Source organism: Pseudovibrio denitrificans JCM 12308, assembly GCF_001310815.1.
Taxonomy (GTDB): domain Bacteria; phylum Pseudomonadota; class Alphaproteobacteria; order Rhizobiales; family Stappiaceae; genus Pseudovibrio; species Pseudovibrio denitrificans.
Genome location: NZ_BAZK01000014.1, coordinates 111,587 through 131,222 on the forward strand (window position 1 = coordinate 111,587; position 19,636 = coordinate 131,222).

The window sequence follows — 19,636 nt, forward strand, 5'->3', positions numbered from 1 at the left end:
GAAGCAGATGATCTCAACTATCTCACTCAGGAGCCTTAAGAAGAGATGGTACAGACGAGTGGATTCGAACCACCGACCTTCGGAGCCACAATCCGACGCTCTAACCAACTGAGCTACGTCTGCTTGCCAGTGGCGCGGAACATAGGTTCAATTTTTGAGGTTGGCAAGTCCCTTGAAACATCAAAATGAAAAAAGTCCACAACACTGATAAAAAATTGGCACTTACCCACTGCGACTAGGTGGTTTCACTCTGTTTTTCAGAGGCTTAAACACAAAATCCTCCCGTATGAGTTGCAAAATGCTGTGCAATCCAATCGGGAGGATATGTATTTTTTTGGAAAAAAATTAGCCGGGCTTATGCGAGCTTCATTTCTTTCATGGACTTGTCGAACGCCTCTTTGGCTGGCTGAGACATGCTGGTCGCAAGTTTCGTTGCAGTTTCCTGCATGTCTTTCACCTGCTGGCTGATCGTGTCGTACTGCTTGCGATTGTAAGCAGACTGAAGTTCGATCGCTTCAGACAGGCTCTTCACACCAAACATGTCGCGGATGTGTGAGAATGCAGCTTCGGAGTTATCCTTTGCAGCATCGACAGCCTTGAGGTTGATTTCCATAATGCTGTCGCGAGTCACTTCCATGGTCTCTTCGAGCATTGCGGTTGCTTCTTCAGAAGCAGATTTCACTTTTGCATAACCTTCACGAGCCTGATCTACGCTCTTTTCGGTCATTTCCTGGATAAATGCAGGCACTTCCATTTTGTTCATAGCAAACACCTCATTCTCTACAGACTTAGTGGCTTTCTGAGCGGTCTCTTCAGCCTTTTTCTCGGATTTCGCAGTATCAACTTTTGCAGTAGTCATTGGGATTGCTCCTTATCGTCTTGGGAGGAACACAAAGGATCGAGAGGGAGAAAACCGTCTCCCCTTAGGTCAACTTGAGATTAATATAGGAGTTATTTTGTGCATTGCAACATTATTTTGCAGTGCAACAATTGCAATCTCACTTAAGCTGCTGATTGGAAGAAGAAAACTTTTTTATTCTGGCGGTGCAAATCCCGGCTTTGCAGCGAGAGGTTTCAGAAGCACACCATGAACGAGGCGAGGATACGCCTCATTCTCTGCTTTTATTAGAGGGAGACTCAGCTCCGAAACAGCCCTTAAAAATCACCAGCTTTCTTGGCGACTTCTTTGACTGTGCGAGAGGCTTTTTCGCCCATCTCACGCATTTGAGCGCCAGTCTGTTCCATCTGTTTGTGCAGATACTCTTGCTGAAGGCTCACCAGCTCTTCCATATCTTTAACCTGAAACATGCGCTGTGCGAGCTCGAATGCCGAGTTTACGTTTTGCTCTGCAAACGCGAGGGCCTGGCGGTGCATATCGGAGGAATCCTCCTGCATTGTGCTTGAGGCATCTTCCATGCTGCTGACCGCATTTTCGGTTGCATCCATGAAGTGATCAAAAGCCTTGCGTGCCTGATCGATGCTTCGATCAGCAAATTCGCGCATTTGATCTGAAACTTCAAAAGGAACTTTTGTATCTACCATGCTCAAGCCTCCACCCTTCGTGATTAAGGTTCTGTTGGTCGTGCAGAAAGGGCCTATTCCCTCCCCTATTTGCAACTCGTTTACTCTGGTGTGGCAATGCTATACTTAACCATAGGGAAAGAAAATAGGAGCTTAGACGAGCACCGCAGTTTACGGTACCTTAAGTATACAAGGATTGGGGGGTGAATAATTGAGCAGGTCGCTTCTATTGGAATTGACAGATGTGAACTTCAGCCTTCATTTGTTAAAGTCTAAGCCTTTATCAGGATTTAGCTTTTGAAAATGCCGGTGGGTGGGTTGCCATGAAAGGCAAGCTCTGGTTTTTCAAAGCTTACAGATAAGTTAGGGTGGGGCTATAATTGGGAAAATATACCCCTGATAAATTGAGGCAGGTTTCTTTAGTAAGCTTACAGCAAAACCGCTGAAGTCGCTTACATGCCCGTTTCAAACCAGATATCATTTGATAGCACCGCCCGCATTGTGCCTTGGTGCCTGTGAAAGAGAGTAGATTGCGTTTCTCAACCAACCCCTTCTTGGGAAACCTTCAGAGTAAGGACCGAGCTCGTGGCTGACTTTGTCTTTAAACGCCGACAACGGCCGATCCGCTTCACCTGGGAGCTGGACCGAAACGGTTGCTTTCGCAGCTTCTCGAAGGAGTTCGCCGAGCTTTTGGGCCCACAGGATGCCGCGCTGATCGGCTTGCCGTTTGATGCTGTCCGCAAAAAGCTGAAAATGGGCAAGGTGCCTGCGATTTCCAAGGCCATCAAAAAACAGCGCGCGATTACCGGTGCGACTGTGCTTTGGCCTGCCTGCTGCTCTAACAAAGTTGTTCCATTGGATCTCTCCGCTCAACCGATAGAGACAAAGAGCGGTGAGTATGACGGACTGCGTGGATTTGGGGTAATCCGCAGTGTTGATGCCAAGAAAGCCGAAGAGATTGTTGATCCGCTTGCAGTTCTTGCCAAACTGCGTGCGGCGCTGAATGAAGAGAGCGATGATACGATTGCTCCTTCCGACGCAGCTCCTGCTGAATCAGAAGCAGTTGTAGCACCGGATTTGGCACTTACGCTTGAACATGATCAACCTGAGCGCTTTGTTCAGGATGAAGTAGCACCCATTGAAGCGCTTTCCGAAACAGAGCCACATCTGGCGCCTGAGATCGTTGATGAGCTGCTGGATGATGGCGTGACTGCTCCTGGTTTTCTTCAGAGCGAGCCAGATATTCCTGAGTTAATCATCGACTTCAACGAGGAAGAAGATGAGGACGCGGAAGATAAAGCCGCATCGGAGCTTGCTGAAAAGCAGCCAGAGCATGACGCCGCTGAAGAAGTAACGGCAGAGGCTGCAGTTGTTATTGAGACGGTTGCAGAAGCTGAAGATGAGAGTGAGCCGGAAGCCGACATTCCAGCGGCTGCGGAAGAGCCTTCTCATGAGGAAGGCCTGCACTTCCTTCAGGAAGAAGAAGAGCTTGAGGTTGAAGAGAACGAAGGCTTCTTGCAGCTGACAGATGCAGATGTTCTTCGCGACCCAACCGATCCTTTAGAGATTGCCGTTCCGGCTGAATCTGAACCTCAGATGGAAGAGCTGTCTGAACCAGCAATGGCAGATGCTGAAGCCCCGGCTCCTGAACAGGTCGAACACGCAACCGCTGAGACAGATCTGCAGGCTTTTGAAGAGGATCTGACAGAGCCTGAAGCAGTGGCAGCGGAAGCCGTGGAGAGTGTTAGCGCTGCGCCGACCATTCCTGAGCCAACCAGCAAGGATGATTTTGAGCGCGCCATTGCAAATCTGCCTGACGCACCTCAGAAGCAAAACAGAGCAGGCCCGCGCAGCCTTGCAGAGCTGACCAACAGCATTGTGCGCTTGGTCGACAAGCATCCAGTTGCCCGCGAAAACACTGGTCTTTCTAAGCCTGAGCAGGACGCATTCGACAAGATTGCCCGTGCGCTTGGAGCAGAAAAGAAAGAAGAGCAGGCTGCGAAGGTTGCTGTTGCTCCGGCGGAAGCCATTGAAGACATTCCGGCAACACCAGAGGAAGCTGCAGCCGTTGCTGTTGCAGAAACCGATGTTGTTGAACATGAAGCTTCCGAAGACAACGCTAAAACTCCAGACAACATTATTCCGCTGCCAGCAGAGCCTACTCCACGCGAAGAAGCTGTTGAGGCTGAGCCAAAGCAAGACAATGTAACCCATGTTGTCCTGCCTCGTGTCCCGCCGGACATTGAGGAAGCAGCAGAGCGCGCTCGTGAAAAGACCGGGCGCATTCCGGACAAGCCAATCGTCGCGCCAATTGATCCGCGTTTGCTGGATCGATTGCCGATTGGCGTTGCTGTTGTTCGTGATCGAGACGTTGTTTACGCCAATGATACATTGCTCGAGCTGCTTGGGTATGAGCGTTTCGAAGCACTGAATGAGGCTGGCGGTCTGGAAGCGATCTTTGCTGAGCCGGAAGAATGCCCTACTCCGAGCCCGCAAACTGTAGACCGGATTGTCCATGTTCGGCTCGCGGAGGGCGGCGTGCTTTCCGTTGATGCCCGTATGCATGCGGTTCCGTGGAATGGCGCTCAGGCCTGATGATTTCAGTAGTCGAGAAGATCCAGAATGAAGCTACGGCGAGCACTTCTGCACCGGCATCTCATACATCGGCTCCAGCAGCTTCCAGTTCCCAAGTGGAACATCTGAATACGCGGATTGAAGAGCTAGAGTCTGTGTTAGCCACAGCAACTGACGGCGTGCTCGTAATGGATCAGCGCGGCATCATCCGTAGCGCAAACCACTCAGCTGAAGCCTTATTTAATGCAAGCGAAGACGACCTTCTTGGCGCCCCGTTTACGACCTTCCTTGCAGATGAAAGCCACATAGCTGCGCTTGATTATCTGGATGGCCTGGTCGCTAATGGCGTTTCCAGCGTGCTCAATGATGGTCGCGAGGTGATTTGCCAGACGTTGGATGGAGACATTTTCCCAACCTTCCTGAGCATGGGGCGCATCAGCAGTGCTAATGAGCAACTGTTCTGTGCTGTTTTACGCGACATCACACAGTTCAAGCGAGCAGAAGAAGAGTTGGTGAGTGCGCGGTACAAAGCTGAGAAAGCCAACGCACACAAGTCTGAGTATCTGACAAAAATCAGCCATGAGATCCGCACACCATTGAACGCAGTGATCGGGTTTTCCGAAGTGATGCAAGAAGAGCGTTTCGGTGAGCTGGGCAACGTTCGGTATAAAGAGTATGCGCGCGATATCCATCGCTCTTGCTCTCACATGCTGACGCTGATCAATGATCTGCTTGATCTTGCCAAGATTGAAGCCGGTAAGATGGATCTGGCGTTTGAAGCCGTTTCAGCGGCGGATATCATCAATGAATGCGTTGCTTTGTTGCAGCCGCAGGCCAATGAGCAGCGGGTCATCATTCGTGCAAGCACGCCGTTGTCTGTGCCGAAGATTGTTGCTGATCCAAAAACACTTCGACAGATTACGCTGAATCTGCTTTCCAATGCTATTAAGTTCAACCGCTCTGGTGGTCAGGTAATTGTCTCGCTTGTGCTTGATCCTAATGGTGAAGTTCATTTACGAGTTCGCGATACGGGACATGGCATGTCGAAGGCTGATCTTGAAGCAGCGCTGCAGCCGTTCCGTCGTCTCAACGCCTCTGCCTCAACAGAAGGGTCTGGCCTTGGTCTTCCATTAACCAAAGCCCTTGTGGAAGCGAACCGTGCTTCGTTTTCAATAAATTCTGAAGAGGATGAAGGTACGCTGGCAGAAGTCACCTTCCCACCTCAGCGAGTTCTCGCCGAATAATGCGCTCCTGTGGTGGTTTGACCATTGCAGGAGATCCGCATGCTCACACTGGCCGCTTTGGAAGACGCTTCGCACGAGTTGCGGCGCTACATGGTGTCAACAGCGCTTTATAGCTGGCCCTTGCTGAATGACGCACTGGGGTGCGAGGTTTTCATCAAACATGAGAACTATGCGCCTACGGGCTCTTTCAAAGCCCGCTGTGCCCTGCTCTATCTTCTGCGCCAGTCTCAACGTCATATCAGCTCTACCAGTTTTGTCGCCGCAACACGCGGAAACTTCGGCTTAGGCATGGCCTGGGCCGCTAAGGTATTGCATCAGCGAGCTGCGATTGTTGTCCCACAAGGAACCTCCAAAGAAACGACCGGAGCGATACAGAGCTACGGCGCCTTCCTCATTGAGCATGGGAAAGATTTTGAAGAGGCTCACGACTTTGCCTGCCAAATGGCTGAGGATTCCAAGCAGGTGCTTTCTCCTGGATTTGACTATGATCTCGTTTTGGGTGCGGCCACCTACGCACTGGAGATTTTCCGCGCGATCAAGGACCTTGATGCGATCTATGTTCCCGTTGGTTTGGGTACAGGCATCTGCGGCTTGATTTCTGTTCGCGACCTGTTTGGGTTGAATACAAAGATCATTGGTGTGGTTGCGGAGAAAGCAGATGGATGTGCTCGGTCCATGGAGGCTGGTGAGTATACGCTGACATCTTCCGCCAACACCTTCGCTGAAGGCATCAGCGTACGGGGTCCAGCAAGAGAGGCATTTGCATTAATCCGATCCGGTGCGGAGCGCATCATACGTGTGAGTGAAGACGAGATCGCAGAAGCTATCCGGTTGCTCTACCGCACTACACACAATGCCAGTGAAGGAGCCGCTGCAGCTGGTCTTGCCGGCCTTTCAAAAGAACGAGGCACTCTTCAAGGTAAGAAAGCCTCTTTCATATTATGTGGTCAAAACATGAACCGTATCTGGATGGCCAAGGTGCTTCAGGGCGATACGCCTATTCCGTAAAATTGGAATCATTTCCGTTCGTTAGATGTGCAGCAAGCGCCCAATAGACCTTGTTCTGGCTCACTTGTTTTCAACAACTCTGAGTTTTTCAGTAAACTTTTTGACTGCGTATACGTAAGCCGCAATTGAAAATCATTCGCAATTGCAGGCAGATAGCAGCAAAAAAGCTGAATTTCATAGTTTAGAATAGTTCTATCTCTTTGTTTTCACGTAGTTTATTAGTTGACAGCAAAAGTCAACTTTCCGATATAACGGCAAATGACAAGCGTTTGCAGACGCATATTCGATCACTCAGGAGACTATCGATGAAGACGTTGCTTAAGGGAATTGGGCTGTCAGTAGCTGGCTTCGCACTTGGCACAACTGGCCTTGTTGCTTCTGCTCAGGCAGAAGGTGAAGTGAACATTTACTCTTACCGCCAGCCAGAACTGATCAAACCGCTTCTCGATGCGTTTACTGAGAAAACCGGTGTTAAAACCAACGTTGTTTTCGCTAAGAAAGGCCTTGGCGAGCGCATGAAAGCTGAGGGCAAGAACTCTCCAGCTGACATCCTGCTTTCCGTGGACATCGGACGTCTGCAAGGCGCTAAAGATCTTGGTGTTACTCAGGCCGTTGAAAACGACTCTATCAATGGCAACATTCCTGCAAACCTGCGTGACGCGGAAGGCCACTGGTTCGGTCTGACCACCCGCGCACGTGTTATCTACGCATCCAAAGATCGCGTTGCTCAGGACAGCATCACTTATGAAGAGCTTGCTGATCCAAAATGGAAGGGCCGCATCTGCACACGCTCTGGCCAGCACGTTTATTCCATCGGCCTGTTTGCTTCCATGGTTGCACACAAAGGCGACGCTGAAGCACAGAAGTGGTTGGAAGCAGTACGCGACAACCTTGCACGCAAGCCAACCGGCAACGACCGCGCACAAGTTAAGTCCATCTTCGCTGGCGAGTGCGACATCTCCTTGGGCAATACCTACTACATGGGTAAAATGCAGACCAACGAGAAAGATCCTGAGCAGAAGGATTGGGCGAACTCCGTACGCATCCTGTTCCCGAACTCAGCTGATCGCGGCACTCACGTGAACATCTCCGGTATGGTTCTGGCGAAGCATGCACCGAACAAAGACAACGCAGTGAAGCTGATGGAATTCCTTGCTTCTGGCGATGCTCAAGCTATCTACGCAGCACAGAACTTCGAGTACCCAGTTAAGCCAGGTGTTGAGCCTTCTGAACTGGTTGCCTCCTGGGGTACTTTCAAAGCTGATCCAATCTCTCTGAACGAGATTGCAGCGAAACGTGCGAAAGCAAGTGAACTGGTTGACGTGGTTGGTTTCGACAACGGCCCATCCAGCTAAGTTCCAATATCCAAATTGAGTTGAAGCCATTCCATGACATCCAGACACGGACATAGTGGATCGCCACAATACAGAACTGCCGCCCCCTCTTCTCGAGGGGAGCGGCTTCTCGCGTTTGGTACCTACTTTTTAACCGGCCTCGTCGTGATGCCGGTTTTCGCAATTGTTATTATGGCTATGGGGTCTTCGGGCAATCTGTGGCCGCACCTCATTTCAACCATTCTGCCGCGCTCAATCTCCACCACGTTTCAGTTGATGGTTGGCGTTGGCATTATCGTTTTCGTGGTTGGTGTCAGCACAGCCTGGCTTGTTACTATGTGCCGTTTTCCTGGGCGGCGCTGGTTTGATCTGGCATTGCTGCTGCCATTCGCTGTTCCAACCTACATTATCGCGTTCTCTTACGTGGAACTGCTGGATTACACAGGTCCAGTTCAAGGCCTAATCCGCGATATCTTCGGTTTCAAAACCTCACGTGACTACTGGTTCCCAGAGATCCGATCTCTTGGCGGCGCCATGTTCGTGATGGGGTTTGTACTCTACCCTTATGTTTACCTCAGTGCACGCGCGTCCTTCCTGATCCAGTCAGCTTGTGCTCTTGATGTTTCCCGCACGCTCGGTGCTGGCCCAATGCGCCTGTTCTGGAAGGTTGCATTGCCTTTGGCGCGCCCTGCTATTGTAGTTGGTGTGACTCTGGCACTGATGGAATGCCTAAACGACATTGGGGCAGTTTCCTTCTTCGGCGTTCAGACCCTTACGTTCTCCGTCTACGACACCTGGTTGAACCGTTCGAACCTGACTGGTGCTGCCCAGATCGCAACCATCATGCTGGTGTTCGTTCTGGCACTGATGTTTATCGAATACTACGGGCGTCGTAAGCAGCGTTTTCATCAGACAACGGGCACATATCGCGCTCTGCCAAGCTACGAGCTGAAAGGCTGGCGTGGCTGGGTTGCTGCTGTCGTCTGTGCGCTGCCGATTGTGCTGGGCTTTGTGTTCCCTGCACTGCTGCTGCTGAGCCGAGCGAGCCGACGTGTTGAAGATCTGTTTGAGCCAGCCCTTTGGGCTGCGGCTGGCAACACGCTCTGGCTCGCAGCTGTGGCTGCTGCTGTTTCTATCGGCATCAGCCTGACCCTTGCTTATCGCCGCCGCCTGTTCCCAAGCAAAGTGACCACCACATTGGGCCGCATTGCTTCCATCGGCTATGCCGTGCCGGGAACCATTCTGGCGGTAGGTATTCTGTTCCCCGTTGCTGCACTCGACAACATGATCTCAGAGGGCGCAGAAGCCCTGTTTGGTTTTGGTACAGGCCTTCTGCTCATCGGTTCAGGTACTGCGCTCATCTACGCCTATGTTGTGCGTTTTCTGGCGATGTCCTACGGTCAGATCGATGGTGGTTTTGGCAAGATCACACCACATTACGATATGGCATCCCGAAGCTTGGGGCAGACTGCCTGGGGAACCTTGGGCCGTGTGCATATGCCATTGATGAAGCCCGTGATCTTGTCAGCCACGCTGCTCTCCTTCGTGGAGTGCATGAAGGAGCTTCCTGCAACGTTGCTGCTGCGCCCATTTAATTTTGAGACGTTGGCGACCACGGTCTACAATGCCGCCTCTCGTGAGGCCTTTGAGGACGCTGCCTTGCCTGCGCTCTGTATCGTGCTGGTTGGGATCATCCCGGTTATTATGCTCGCTAAGACAAGCGCTGATACATTCCGAGAGAAGCGCGGTAACACGCGCACGGCAAAAGGTGCAGCAATGATGCCTGCCGAGTGACTTTGATCCGAATTTAGAATAATAAAAAGCCGCCGAGAACTTCTCAGCGGCTTTTCTTTTATCAGAAGCAGTTGAACCCGTTCGCTATCGTGTGGCAGCAGCCAGTTTCAGTGCCATCCCAACAAACACAACAGAGGCAATCCGGTTCATGACCTTTTGAGCTGTTACGGACCTGCTCAGGCGATCACCAATAGAACCGGCTGCGAAAGCGATAGAGCCAAAGACCAAAATAGCAGAAAGCATAAACACAATGCCCAACTGCAGGAACTGCGGCATTACCGGACCATAAGAAGGATCAACAAACTGTGGGAAGAACGAAAGGAAGAAGATCGCGACTTTGGGATTGGTGATGTTCATGATCACGCCCCGGCGATACAAGGGGATCAACGAAGAATGATCAACCTTGCTGTTCTGCTGAACAGGCTCAGGCTTTGCTCTAAACGCTCCCCACGCGAGATAAAGCAGATATCCAACGCCAAGCACCTTGACAACAGTAAACGCTAGCTCAGAAGCCTGAAAAATCGCAGACACACCAAGCGCAACCGCAGTTGTATGAAAGATAAGACCTGTACAAAGCCCCAACGTGACCGCAATCCCAGCCATGCGCCCGCACACAGCAGACTGTGTCAGCACAAAAATGTTGTCAGGGCCAGGTGCCAGTGCCAGCAAAACAGTGACGGTGAAGAAACCAGCCAGTACGTCTATTGGGATCACACGGTGCTCCATCATTCAGAAATCCGAAGCGCACAATGCCTGATCTTCTTTAATGGAGCAAGCGTTTCAGCTCTAATCGAGCGCTAATGTCGCCTCGATTTCAATCTTTAAGTCAGGGTGAAAGAGGTTCTGAACTTCTACGAGTGAACTGGCAGGTCGATTATCACCATAAGCATCCGCAAGAACAGATCGCAGCTCACCCAGCGCAGTCAAATCTGTCACAAAGATTGTCACTTTAACCAGATTGGCAAGGCTTACACCTTCTTCCGCAGCAACAGCAGTTATCTGCGACAGGATTTCTTTTGCCTGCTGATCTGCTGCCTGCGTTTGAGCACCAGTCGCGAAAGCTGTGAGGCCTGAGATGTGTAGCGTTCCCTGATGTGCTACTGCGTGCACATACGGGCCTACTGCCACAGGAAGGCAGGAATAAGTTTTTCTTTGAAGAGGCATGACCAGAGTTCCCCCAAATTACGAGTTTAGATCTAGTTCGTCTTTGGCATCGGCATTTTTTGAAAACAGAGGCCCCGGTTTCCAAGCGTAGCTTTTACGCCGATTATTATAGAATTGAAGGAGACGGTTTTCCGGATAAATGTACTTACTAAAGAAGTAATAGAGCATCTTGATTTGAATGAATGGTTTGATGCTCTCAAACCATTGCTTCTTTTTGTGCCCAACACCATCAATTAGAATAAGTTTGAGTTCTCCATCAGCGAGTTCTTGGACGCAAATGTTCCATGGGCGAATGTCCTGACACAACACGGCATCTTTCACCAAATCACGCCGAAAGACTTTAAGAGCCTTTTTAAAGCGATCCGTTTGGATAAATAACTGATCTTCCTGCAATACCTTCATCAGAATTTGAGAGGGACGTCCTGATGTTTCGTCCGTGATCAAATCAAACATCGCACCGAAGCCCAGATTGGTCTCAGCTCGGCCTCTATAATTGGATATTGCAATGAAGTCTCGCTGCCCTCTTTGATCAAGCAGTTTCTCAAAAAGCTGCGCCTCCGCCTGTGTGGAGCCGGCAGCAGGTCCCTCTGAACTACGGTCTACTTTAATGCAGATCTTCGGGTTTTCCGGATGCTGATAGATGTTGCGAATACCACCAGACGCAATCAATAGCTCTTCGATCAGAGTTATCACAGAACAGATACCTTCGTTGAGAAGGGTCGTATTTAACAATTATTCTTATTAGTTACAAATAAAAAGAGAGGACAAATTGCCCTCTCTTGTCTTGCTGAGAATGAAGCTTGGTTAGTCTACCAAGTTTGCTTCAGTTTTTTCTTTGATCTCTTCCAGTGTCACACCGTCGGCCATTTCGACGACTTTCAGGCCGCCTTCGACTACGTCGAACACACCAAGGTTGGTGATGATGCGGTCCACACAGCTCACGCCGGTTAGTGGCAGGGCGCATTTATGCAGCAGCTTTTTGTCGCCGCGTTTGTTGGTGTGGTCCATGATGACAACAACGCGTTTAACGCCAGCCACCAGGTCCATAGCACCGCCCATGCCTTTGACCATTTTGCCCGGGATCATCCAGTTGGCAAGGTCACCTTCTTCGGAGACTTCCATTGCGCCAAGGATAGACAGGTCGATGTGACCGCCACGGATCATGCCGAAGCTATCTGCGGATGAGAAATAGCTGGTGCGATCCAGTTCTGTGATGGTCTGTTTGCCAGCGTTGATCAGGTCAGCGTCGACCTCGTCTTCAGTCGGGAACGGGCCCATACCGAGCATGCCATTTTCAGACTGCAGTGCAACGTTCATTCCATCAGGAATGTAGTTTGCAACGAGTGTTGGGATGCCGATGCCGAGGTTTACGTAGAAGCCGTCCTGGAGTTCTTTTGCCGCGCGGGCGGCCATTTCGTCACGATTCCAAGCCATGATTAATGTCCTCCCTTAAGCTTCGCGTGTGGTGCGCTGTTCGATGCGCTTTTCGAATGAACCAACAACGATACGGTCGACGAAGATACCCGGAGTATGGATCTGATCCGGATCCAGCTCACCGATCTCAACGAGCTCTTCAACTTCCACTACGGTAGTCTTACCAGCGGTTGCCATCATTGGGTTGAAGTTGCGTGCTGTCTTGCGGAAGATCAGGTTGCCTTCTTTGTCGGCTTTCCATGCTTTCACGAGAGACAGATCTGAGATCAGACCGGTTTCCATGATGTAGGTTTCACCGTTGAAGTCTTTGTGCTCTTTGCCTTCCGCAATCAGGGTGCCAACACCGGTCTTGGTGTAGAAACCCGGGATGCCTGCTCCACCTGCACGAATACGCTCTGCCAGAGTACCCTGAGGGTTGAACTCCAACTCAAGATCACCATCCAGATACTGGCGCTCGAAGGTTGCATTTTCGCCGACGTAAGATGACACCATCTTCTTGATCTGACGTGTCTGCAACAGCAGGCCCAGACCGAAGTCATCGACGCCCGCGTTGTTTGAGATGGCGGTCAGGTCTTTTGCGCCGGAATCTCGCAGCGCAATAATCAGGTTTTCAGGAATGCCACAAAGACCAAACCCACCTGCCATGACGATCATTCCGTCAAAGGTAAGTCCTTCCAGAGCAGCGGCAGCACTTGGATAAACTTTATTCATTATAAACTCCCAATACATGAGTTGGTAAAACTCACGTTTCTCATTCCCCAGAACGCAAGCAATACCGCCTTTTCATGCTGGCAACAGGATCTGACAAATCCATCAGTGTCAGCATCCTGCCTTTCCCTCCTAGGGAAAATAGGTATAGCGACGTCACCGTTGATAGACGTGTTTTATGTCCTCGCCAAGTGCTCTTTGTACCGAGAACGACTATTTATTGAGGTGAAAACCATAAAGCTGGGAGGAATGAGTGTTTGCAGTGCACAATCGCGCTAAAAAACCTCCCAGATTCATGAAGTTTCCTAAAGGTGGGCTGCTGCGAGTCGCTCTTCTTCCATGCGCTTCAGTCTTTGCCGCTTTGTGAGGAGAGAGGCAAAGATGACACCAACAGTCACCAGAGCGACTAGAATGGTGCAAATGGCGTTGATCTCAGGCGTGACCCCCAAACGGACTTGCGAATAGATCTTCATTGGCAGGGTCGTGGATCCCGGCCCTGAGTTAAAGCTCGCAATCACCAGATCATCCAGTGACAAAGTGAAAGCCAGCATCCAGCCTGCCAGCACGCCCGAAGATCTGTGGGAACGTGATGCGGAAGAACGTGCGGACTGGTGGACACCCCAGATCCATGGCAGCTTCTTCCAAGGTTCTATCAAAGCCTGAAAGACGTGACTGGACCACGATTGCCACGTAACACATTGAGAAGGTGGTGTGGGCGATCATAATGGTCCAGAAACCACGGTTCTGATCGATGGCTACAAAGAGCAGCAGTAGAGATAAGCCGAGAATGACTTCTGGCATCACAAGCGGTGCGTAGATCATGCCGGAGAATAAAGTTCGTCCGAAAAAGCGCCCCTGCCTTGCTAAGACCAACGCTGCCAACGTTCCGAGCACAGTGGCCAGTGTGGCTGATGTGAGGCCGACACGAAGTGTGACCCACGCAGCTTCCAGCAGTTGCTCGTTTTGGAGCAGCGAGGCGTACCATTTGGTTGAGAAACCGGTCCATACCGTTACCAACCGTGACTCGTTGAATGAGAACACAATCAGGATAACGATTGGCAGGTAGAGGAAACTGAAGCCCAAGATCAGCGATGTGAGATTGAACCAGCTTGGTTTCGACGGCATCATACATCCCCCTCATTACGACGAGTTTCATGCCGCTGGAACAAGGTTATCGGAATTATCAGCAGGACCAGTAGGACGATGGCCACAGCAGAAGCGACCGGCCAGTCGCGGTTGGAGAAGAACTCGACCCAGAGCGTTTTACCGATCATGAGGGTTGAAGAGCCCCCTAAGAGGTCTGGGATAACAAACTCGCCAACAGCGGGGATGAAGACTAGGAAGCAGCCTGCAATCATGCCCGGCAGAGCTAGAGGAACTGTGACGCGCCAGAAGGTCTTCCATGGCGGGCAACCAAGGTCTTCTGCAGCTTCAATCAATGTGGTGTCCAGCTTTTCAAGAGACGAATAGAGCGGGAGCACCATGAAAGGCAAATAGGAGTAGATGATACCGATATAGACAGCGATGCTGGTGTTAAGGATAACCAGTGGCTCATCGATTATACCAATCGTGATCAATGTCTGATTGAGCAAACCGTCTGATTTGAGAATGCCGATCCAAGCGTAGACACGGATCAGGAAGCTGGTCCAAAATGGCAGGATCACCATCATCACTAATGTCGGATGCCAGCTGCGTGGAGCGCGTGCCATGCCGTAAGCAATTGGAAAGCCAACCAGTAAAGTCAGTAATGTGGATAGGAAAGCAATTTGCAGGCTAGAGACATAGGCCTGCCAATAAAGGGCATCCTCGGTCAACCAAATGTAATTGTCGAGTGACCATCGCTCTGCTGCTTCCCACAAGCCTGCAAGACCTCTGCTCCAATCAATGACAGGTAGATAGGGCGGAATTGAAACTGCGGCTTCTGATAGGGAGATCTTTGCAACAATGACAAAGGGCACCAGAAAGAAGAGGAGAAGCCAGAGGTATGGCACGCAGATGAATGCAAAACGGCCCCAGCCCCCTTTAGGGTTGGTCGGTGCATTTTCCGGCGCTTCAGGCTGATAACGAGGAGCCGGTACTGTTTCAGAACGGGTGATGCCTGTAGAAGAGAGGCTGGGATCTGTCATCGGCCTCCCCTCATCGTGTCAGGATGACGCCGGCATCACTGTCCCATGACAGCCAGACCTGATCTTCCCAAGTGATTGGGCGCTCCACCAAGCGCGTGGTGTTTGCAACAATCGCTCGCAGGGTTTCAGTCTCCGCCACTTTGATGTGATAGATGGAGACATCTCCCATGTAGGCGATATCCCAGACTTCCCCCTGAATAGCATTGGTTCCGGGATGTGCCGGCTTATCAAAGGAGATGCGCATTTTTTCTGGGCGAATTGCCAGAGCCGCGTGATCCCCAACGCTAGCTGGTGTCGGATAGCGCACATCCAGATGGTCGCCCAGAACGGATGAGAACATCTGAACGTCCTCATTCTCTTTCTTCGTGACCTGACCATCCAAAACGTTGATGTCACCGATAAATTCCGCCACGAAGCGAGAGTTAGGCTGTTCGTAGATTTCACCCGGAGTGGCGTTCTGCAGAATTCTGCCCTTGTCCATGACAGAGATACGATCGGCCACTGTCATCGCTTCTTCCTGATCGTGGGTCACAATGAGGAAGGTCATACGCAGCTGCTCTTGTAAGTTGATGAGTTCCAGCTGCGTTTCTTCGCGGAGCTTTTTGTCTAACGCTGCAAGTGGTTCGTCCAGAAGCAGTACTTTTGGGCGTTTTGCTAGAGATCTTGCAAGGGCTACACGTTGGCGCTGACCGCCGGAAAGCTGATGTGGTTTGCGTTTGGCAAAGCCTTCCAGCTTCACCAGACTGAGCATTTCATGAACACGGCTTTTGATTTCCCTGGCAGGAAGACCATCCATTTCCAATCCAAACGCGATGTTCTTCTCAACATTCATATGCGGGAACAAGGCGTAGGACTGGAACATCATGTTTACCGGACGCTTGTAGGGAGGAACACCGGCAAGGTCCTGTCCCTCAAGAAAGATCTGGCCTTCTGTCGGCGCTTCAAATCCAGCCAACATTCTCATCAATGTGGTTTTGCCGCATCCTGAACCACCAAGCAGAGCGTGAAATTCTCTCTTGTAGATCTTGAGGGAAAGATTATCGACGGCTACGAAATTTCCAAAACGCTTCGTGATATTCCGAAATTCAATAAAGGGCTGCTCGCTCGGGTCGTCCCAAGGTGAAAATGCTCGACGTACAGGACCCAGCGGTTTCTTCGCCAATACTCCAATCCCTTTCAATGGACTGTTTGTTCAATAGGTTGAGGTGGAGCTGCAGTAAGTGAGGCAACTCCACCCTCAAAGGCCAATTGGTTCTTAGTGACCTGTCTTAACGGTTGTGAACGTGCGGTTCATGATGCGTTGTGCCTTCAACGGCTTAGCACCGATGGTGTACAAACGCTGCTTCACTTCATCAGTTGGATAGATGTTTGGATTTGAGGTCACTTCCTCATCCACCAGAACCGTCGCATCTTTGTTGCCGTTTGCGTAGTAGACGTAGTCAGACATCTTTGCGATCACTTCCGGGCGCATCAGGTAGTTGATGAACTCATGTGCCTCTTCAACATTCTCTGCATCTGCTGGAATAGCGATCTGGTCAAACCACATCTGAGCACCTTCGTTTGGAAGGATGTAAGTGACTACAACGCCCTTATCAGCTTCTGCTGCGCGGTCTGCTGCCTGAAGCACGTCACCGGACCAACCATAGGCAAGGCAGATGTCTCCATTTGCAAGGCCGTTCACAAACTCAGAATTGTGGAACTTGCGGATGTAAGGACGAATGGTTTCCAGAAGCTCACCTGCTTTGCGAATGTCCTGAGGGCTGTTGGAATCTGGGTTGAGGCCGAGGTAGTGCATTGCTGCCGGGAACATCTCATCCGGCTCATCCATGACATATACGCCGCAATCAGCAATCTTGGAGAGCTCATCAACATCAAACAACAGATCCCAGCTGCCGATTGGTGCATCTGGATTTAATGCGCGGATTTTCTCTTCATTCACGCCGTACCCTGAGGTGCCCCACATATAGTTGACGGAGAACTCATTGCCCGGATCAAACACTTCAATACGTTCTTGCAGAAGTGGATCCATGTGCTTGAGGTTTGGGAGCAGGTCTTTGTCTAGCTTTTGATAGACACCGGCCTGGATCTGGCGCTGGAGGAAGGTGGCGCTGGGAACGACAACATCGTAACCTGTTTTGCCAGTCAGCAGCTTTGTTTCCAGAACCTCGTTGGAATCGAAAGTGTCGTAATTGACCTTGATCCCAGTTTCCTTTTCGAAGTCTTTGAGAACTTGTGCGTCAACATAGTCGGACCAGTTGTAAACATTTACCACTCGATCCTCGGCAAGAGCGGCTGACATAGAAAGCGCGAGTGCCGCAGCTCCTGACAACAGAATTATTCTTTTCATTCTCAAATACTCCAATTTCAAAAACAGAGGTTTTGTGGGCGTTTTCGCCGTTCTCCTCTGCATACAGCCGCCATGGTCTATCCTTCTGGTGACGGATTAATTTCGGCCTACATTCCAAACCAATATTTTATGGGAATACCGAAGGCGCACAGTGCGCTCGCAGCATTCAGCTCAGGTGATATTCCTGAGGCATTCGGATTTCTACTGAGTAGCATTAATCTGTGTCCATAGCAGGTTGGCTAAACATCACCATTTTGGAGAAAATGCGTTCGTTTTATACAGATTTTCGATAGCTACCGTAGGGAGAAATCTGATCGACCTTGCCAGACTTTATTGAGTGTCACGCCAATCGTTGATCTGGCGCACTCCTACCCATGAAGCTCACTCGAGATTGAGAGAGGGATAGAGCAGAGGTCATTTGTAGCTGCTTCTCTAAGCTATAGTTTATCAATGAGATAACAGGCCCAAAAGCACATATCACCAAGTAACCTTGAGGAAGAAATGAGGTTGCTTTTGGTTGCAGATAAATTTCTAAACCAAAGCATCTTTACGTTGTGGTCAGAAGGCAAAGTCAGAGTTTTAAGGTCTGAGGATATTTGGGAGATAGAAGTATCTCTGCTAAACTGGCTTTCCATCCAGAAATCAAACTGGATTCTTCTAGCAGCCACAAAGAGCTGATTTCCCATTTTATTAGTGAATGACTGCCATGACTATTTGGCGGTAACCTATTGGATATCCTATGAGTTCTGAAATTAATTCGGATGATGAAGCGGCGCTCAATATGCGCGGTGTGCGCAATCTTGAAGAAGCGCGCACCTGGCTACAAGCCCGGAACATTGGAGATATTGAGTGTGTTGTGCCTGATGTTGCAGGCGTGCCTCGCGGCAAGATGATGCCGACAAACAAGTTTTTTAGCAGCAACACGCTGACGATGCCTTCTTCCATCTTCGCGCAGACCATCTCCGGCGACTACCCTGAAGATGACGATCGCTTTCAGTATAATCCAACGGATGGCGACCTCTATTTCAAACCTGACTATTCTACGTTGACAGTCGTGCCATGGGAGACAGACCCGACGGCTCAGTTGCTACACGATGCTTTCACCAAGGATGACAAGCCCTTCCCGATTGCTCCACGCAATGTCTTGAAACGCGTTCTTGAACTTTACGATGCAGAGGGATGGAAACCTATTATCGCACCAGAGGTAGAATTCTATCTGGTGAAGCCTAACACTGATCCTGATTACCCACTGGAACCACCTGTTGGCCGGTCAGGACGTCCTGAGGTTGGGCGGCAGTCTTATTCGATTTCTGCACTGAATGAGTTTGATGAGCTGATTGACGACATTTATGATCTTTCCGAAGCTCAAGGGCTTGAGATTGATACGCTTATCCATGAGGAAGGTGCTGCGCAGATGGAGATCAATCTGCGTCACGGGAACCCACTGGAACTGGCCGATCAGGCGTTTATGTTTAAGCGCACCATTCGTGAGGCTGCACTGCGGCACAACATCTACGCCACCTTCATGGCGAAGGCGATGTCCTCACAGCCAGGCTCTTCCATGCATATTCACCAGTCGATTCTTGATCGGGAGACTAGCAAGAACATCTTCAACAATGCCGAGAATGAAGCGACGCCAGCATTTTATCACTTCATAGGTGGGCATCAGCATTACATGCCAGCCTTGATGCCGATTATGGCACCCTATGTGAACTCTTATCGTCGCTTTGCGCGAGACAGCGGGTCACCTACCAATCTGTTCTGGGGATATGACAACCGCACAGTTGGACTTCGTGTTCCAAGTTCATCTCCTGACGCACGACGGCTCGAGAACCGGGTTCCGGGGTCTGATGCAAATCCTTACCTGGTGATCGCCGCGAGTCTGGCGGCAGGGTATCTGGGCATCAAGAAAGGCATCACTCCGGATAAGCCTCTTGATACAGACAACAGTGAAGTGATGAGTAAGCTGCCGCGGACGCTGCTTCATGCAGTTGATGAATTCGAAGCTGACGAAGATTTGCTTGGTATCTTTGGCGAGCAGTTCGTGCTACTTATCGCGCCATCAAACTGGAAGAGTACGAGACTTTCATGTCAGTTATCAGCGCCTGGGAGCGCGAATACCTGCTCATGAACGTCTGATTCCAACTCTCAAGGGGGGTGGTTTACGCGCGAAACTGTGGATACCACACCCCATAGTTGCGACTCTCAAGATGCAACAACTTAGCCTCTAACAATATTCGTTGATGCCCTAAGTAGCATAGTTACGAAGAGATACTTTCAAGATCGTAAAATTTAAACCGATTAAGACTTTGAATTTAACTAATTACAAATACATATACGGCTCTAAATTTCGATTAAAACATCAACATAAATGTGATCATA

The 19,636-nt window shown here is 50.4% G+C and carries 15 protein-coding genes, 1 tRNA gene and 2 pseudogenes; 6 read left to right on the forward strand and 12 right to left on the reverse strand.

Translation table 11 applies throughout. The annotated features are described in order from the left end of the window. Window positions 1–46: 46 nt before the first annotated feature. The 3 genes from JCM12308_RS18465 to JCM12308_RS18475 all read right to left on the reverse strand — a co-directional run bounded on the left by JCM12308_RS18465 (window position 47) and on the right by JCM12308_RS18475 (window position 1,542). Window positions 47–123: transfer RNA gene (locus tag JCM12308_RS18465), tRNA-His, on the reverse strand. Window positions 124–355: 232 nt separating this feature from the next. Beyond that, a complete protein-coding gene (locus JCM12308_RS18470; protein ID WP_014284058.1) occupies window positions 356–859 on the reverse strand; it encodes a phasin in 504 nt (167 codons plus the stop codon). Between the two features lie 296 nt (window positions 860–1,155). Further along, entirely contained in the window at window positions 1,156–1,542 is a 387-nt protein-coding gene (locus JCM12308_RS18475) for a phasin family protein (RefSeq protein ID WP_014284057.1), read from the reverse strand. A 564-nt stretch (window positions 1,543–2,106) separates the two neighbouring features. On the opposite strand from JCM12308_RS18475, the gene JCM12308_RS30425 reads away from it, so the two are divergent. The 5 genes from JCM12308_RS30425 to JCM12308_RS18495 all read left to right on the forward strand — a co-directional run bounded on the left by JCM12308_RS30425 (window position 2,107) and on the right by JCM12308_RS18495 (window position 9,475). Beyond that, entirely contained in the window at window positions 2,107–4,116 is a 2,010-nt protein-coding gene (locus JCM12308_RS30425) for a PAS domain-containing protein (protein WP_208978743.1), read from the forward strand. Further along, window positions 4,116–5,339, forward strand: a complete 1,224-nt coding sequence (locus tag JCM12308_RS30430; RefSeq protein ID WP_208978744.1) for a PAS domain-containing sensor histidine kinase — start codon at window positions 4,116–4,118, stop codon at window positions 5,337–5,339. The genes JCM12308_RS30425 and JCM12308_RS30430 overlap by 1 nt, the downstream gene beginning before the upstream one ends. A gap of 39 nt (window positions 5,340–5,378) precedes the next feature. Then, entirely contained in the window at window positions 5,379–6,347 is a 969-nt protein-coding gene (locus JCM12308_RS18485; protein WP_054784703.1) for a threonine dehydratase, read from the forward strand. 305 nt (window positions 6,348–6,652) lie between these two features. Further along, complete coding sequence (locus tag JCM12308_RS18490) at window positions 6,653–7,702, forward strand: Fe(3+) ABC transporter substrate-binding protein (protein WP_054784704.1); 1,050 nt, start codon at window positions 6,653–6,655, stop codon at window positions 7,700–7,702. A gap of 147 nt (window positions 7,703–7,849) precedes the next feature. Then, on the forward strand, window positions 7,850–9,475 hold the full coding sequence (locus JCM12308_RS18495; protein ID WP_054784705.1) for an ABC transporter permease: 1,626 nt from the start codon (window positions 7,850–7,852) through the stop codon (window positions 9,473–9,475). Window positions 9,476–9,559: 84 nt separating this feature from the next. On the opposite strand, the gene JCM12308_RS18500 is transcribed toward JCM12308_RS18495, so the two are convergent. The 9 genes and pseudogenes from JCM12308_RS18500 to JCM12308_RS18545 all read right to left on the reverse strand — a co-directional run bounded on the left by JCM12308_RS18500 (window position 9,560) and on the right by JCM12308_RS18545 (window position 17,254). Further along, window positions 9,560–10,204 (reverse strand): LysE family translocator, encoded by a 645-nt coding sequence (locus JCM12308_RS18500; RefSeq protein ID WP_244271950.1) that lies wholly within the window; start codon window positions 10,202–10,204, stop codon window positions 9,560–9,562. A 57-nt stretch (window positions 10,205–10,261) separates the two neighbouring features. Beyond that, a complete protein-coding gene (locus tag JCM12308_RS18505; protein WP_208978745.1) occupies window positions 10,262–10,603 on the reverse strand; it encodes a RidA family protein in 342 nt (113 codons plus the stop codon). A 54-nt stretch (window positions 10,604–10,657) separates the two neighbouring features. Beyond that, window positions 10,658–11,332 (reverse strand): YrbL family protein, encoded by a 675-nt coding sequence (locus JCM12308_RS18510; RefSeq protein ID WP_054784717.1) that lies wholly within the window; start codon window positions 11,330–11,332, stop codon window positions 10,658–10,660. 111 nt (window positions 11,333–11,443) lie between these two features. After that, window positions 11,444–12,073 (reverse strand): CoA transferase subunit B, encoded by a 630-nt coding sequence (locus tag JCM12308_RS18515; RefSeq protein WP_008553169.1) that lies wholly within the window; start codon window positions 12,071–12,073, stop codon window positions 11,444–11,446. Window positions 12,074–12,088: 15 nt separating this feature from the next. Next, on the reverse strand, window positions 12,089–12,784 hold the full coding sequence (locus tag JCM12308_RS18520; RefSeq protein WP_014284048.1) for a CoA transferase subunit A: 696 nt from the start codon (window positions 12,782–12,784) through the stop codon (window positions 12,089–12,091). 302 nt (window positions 12,785–13,086) lie between these two features. Next, a pseudogene (locus JCM12308_RS18530) lies at window positions 13,087–13,906 on the reverse strand (ABC transporter permease). Continuing rightward, window positions 13,906–14,907 carry an ABC transporter permease subunit gene (locus tag JCM12308_RS18535; protein WP_054784709.1) on the reverse strand — a complete coding sequence of 334 codons (1,002 nt, stop codon included), beginning with the start codon at window positions 14,905–14,907 and terminating at the stop codon, window positions 13,906–13,908. The pseudogene JCM12308_RS18530 and the gene JCM12308_RS18535 overlap by 1 nt, the downstream one beginning before the upstream one ends. A gap of 10 nt (window positions 14,908–14,917) precedes the next feature. Then, window positions 14,918–16,087, reverse strand: coding sequence for an ABC transporter ATP-binding protein (locus JCM12308_RS18540; protein ID WP_054784710.1), 1,170 nt, complete (start codon window positions 16,085–16,087; stop codon window positions 14,918–14,920). A 75-nt stretch (window positions 16,088–16,162) separates the two neighbouring features. Then, a complete protein-coding gene (locus JCM12308_RS18545) occupies window positions 16,163–17,254 on the reverse strand; it encodes a polyamine ABC transporter substrate-binding protein (RefSeq protein ID WP_054784711.1) in 1,092 nt (363 codons plus the stop codon). Window positions 17,255–17,993: 739 nt separating this feature from the next. Between JCM12308_RS18545 and JCM12308_RS18550 the strand changes: the two are divergent. Then, window positions 17,994–19,393 (forward strand): annotated as a pseudogene (locus JCM12308_RS18550) (glutamine synthetase family protein). Window positions 19,394–19,636: the final 243 nt, after the last annotated feature.

What these genes read in the sequence shown, in the direction of transcription:
- JCM12308_RS18475 (WP_014284057.1), bottom strand. Translation starts at nt 1,542, where the DNA reads ATGGTAGATACAAAAGTTCCTTTTGAAGTTTCAGATCAAATGCGCGAA.
- JCM12308_RS18470 (WP_014284058.1), bottom strand. Translation starts at nt 859, where the DNA reads ATGACTACTGCAAAAGTTGATACTGCGAAATCCGAGAAAAAGGCTGAA.
- JCM12308_RS18490 (WP_054784704.1), top strand. Translation starts at nt 6,653, where the DNA reads ATGAAGACGTTGCTTAAGGGAATTGGGCTGTCAGTAGCTGGCTTCGCA.
- JCM12308_RS18515 (WP_008553169.1), bottom strand. Translation starts at nt 12,073, where the DNA reads ATGGCTTGGAATCGTGACGAAATGGCCGCCCGCGCGGCAAAAGAACTC.
- JCM12308_RS18535 (WP_054784709.1), bottom strand. Translation starts at nt 14,907, where the DNA reads ATGACAGATCCCAGCCTCTCTTCTACAGGCATCACCCGTTCTGAAACA.
- JCM12308_RS18495 (WP_054784705.1), top strand. Translation starts at nt 7,850, where the DNA reads ATGCCGGTTTTCGCAATTGTTATTATGGCTATGGGGTCTTCGGGCAAT.
- JCM12308_RS18500 (WP_244271950.1), bottom strand. Translation starts at nt 10,204, where the DNA reads ATGATGGAGCACCGTGTGATCCCAATAGACGTACTGGCTGGTTTCTTC.
- JCM12308_RS18485 (WP_054784703.1), top strand. Translation starts at nt 5,379, where the DNA reads ATGCTCACACTGGCCGCTTTGGAAGACGCTTCGCACGAGTTGCGGCGC.
- JCM12308_RS30430 (WP_208978744.1), top strand. Translation starts at nt 4,116, where the DNA reads ATGATTTCAGTAGTCGAGAAGATCCAGAATGAAGCTACGGCGAGCACT.
- JCM12308_RS18545 (WP_054784711.1), bottom strand. Translation starts at nt 17,254, where the DNA reads ATGAAAAGAATAATTCTGTTGTCAGGAGCTGCGGCACTCGCGCTTTCT.
- JCM12308_RS18520 (WP_014284048.1), bottom strand. Translation starts at nt 12,784, where the DNA reads ATGAATAAAGTTTATCCAAGTGCTGCCGCTGCTCTGGAAGGACTTACC.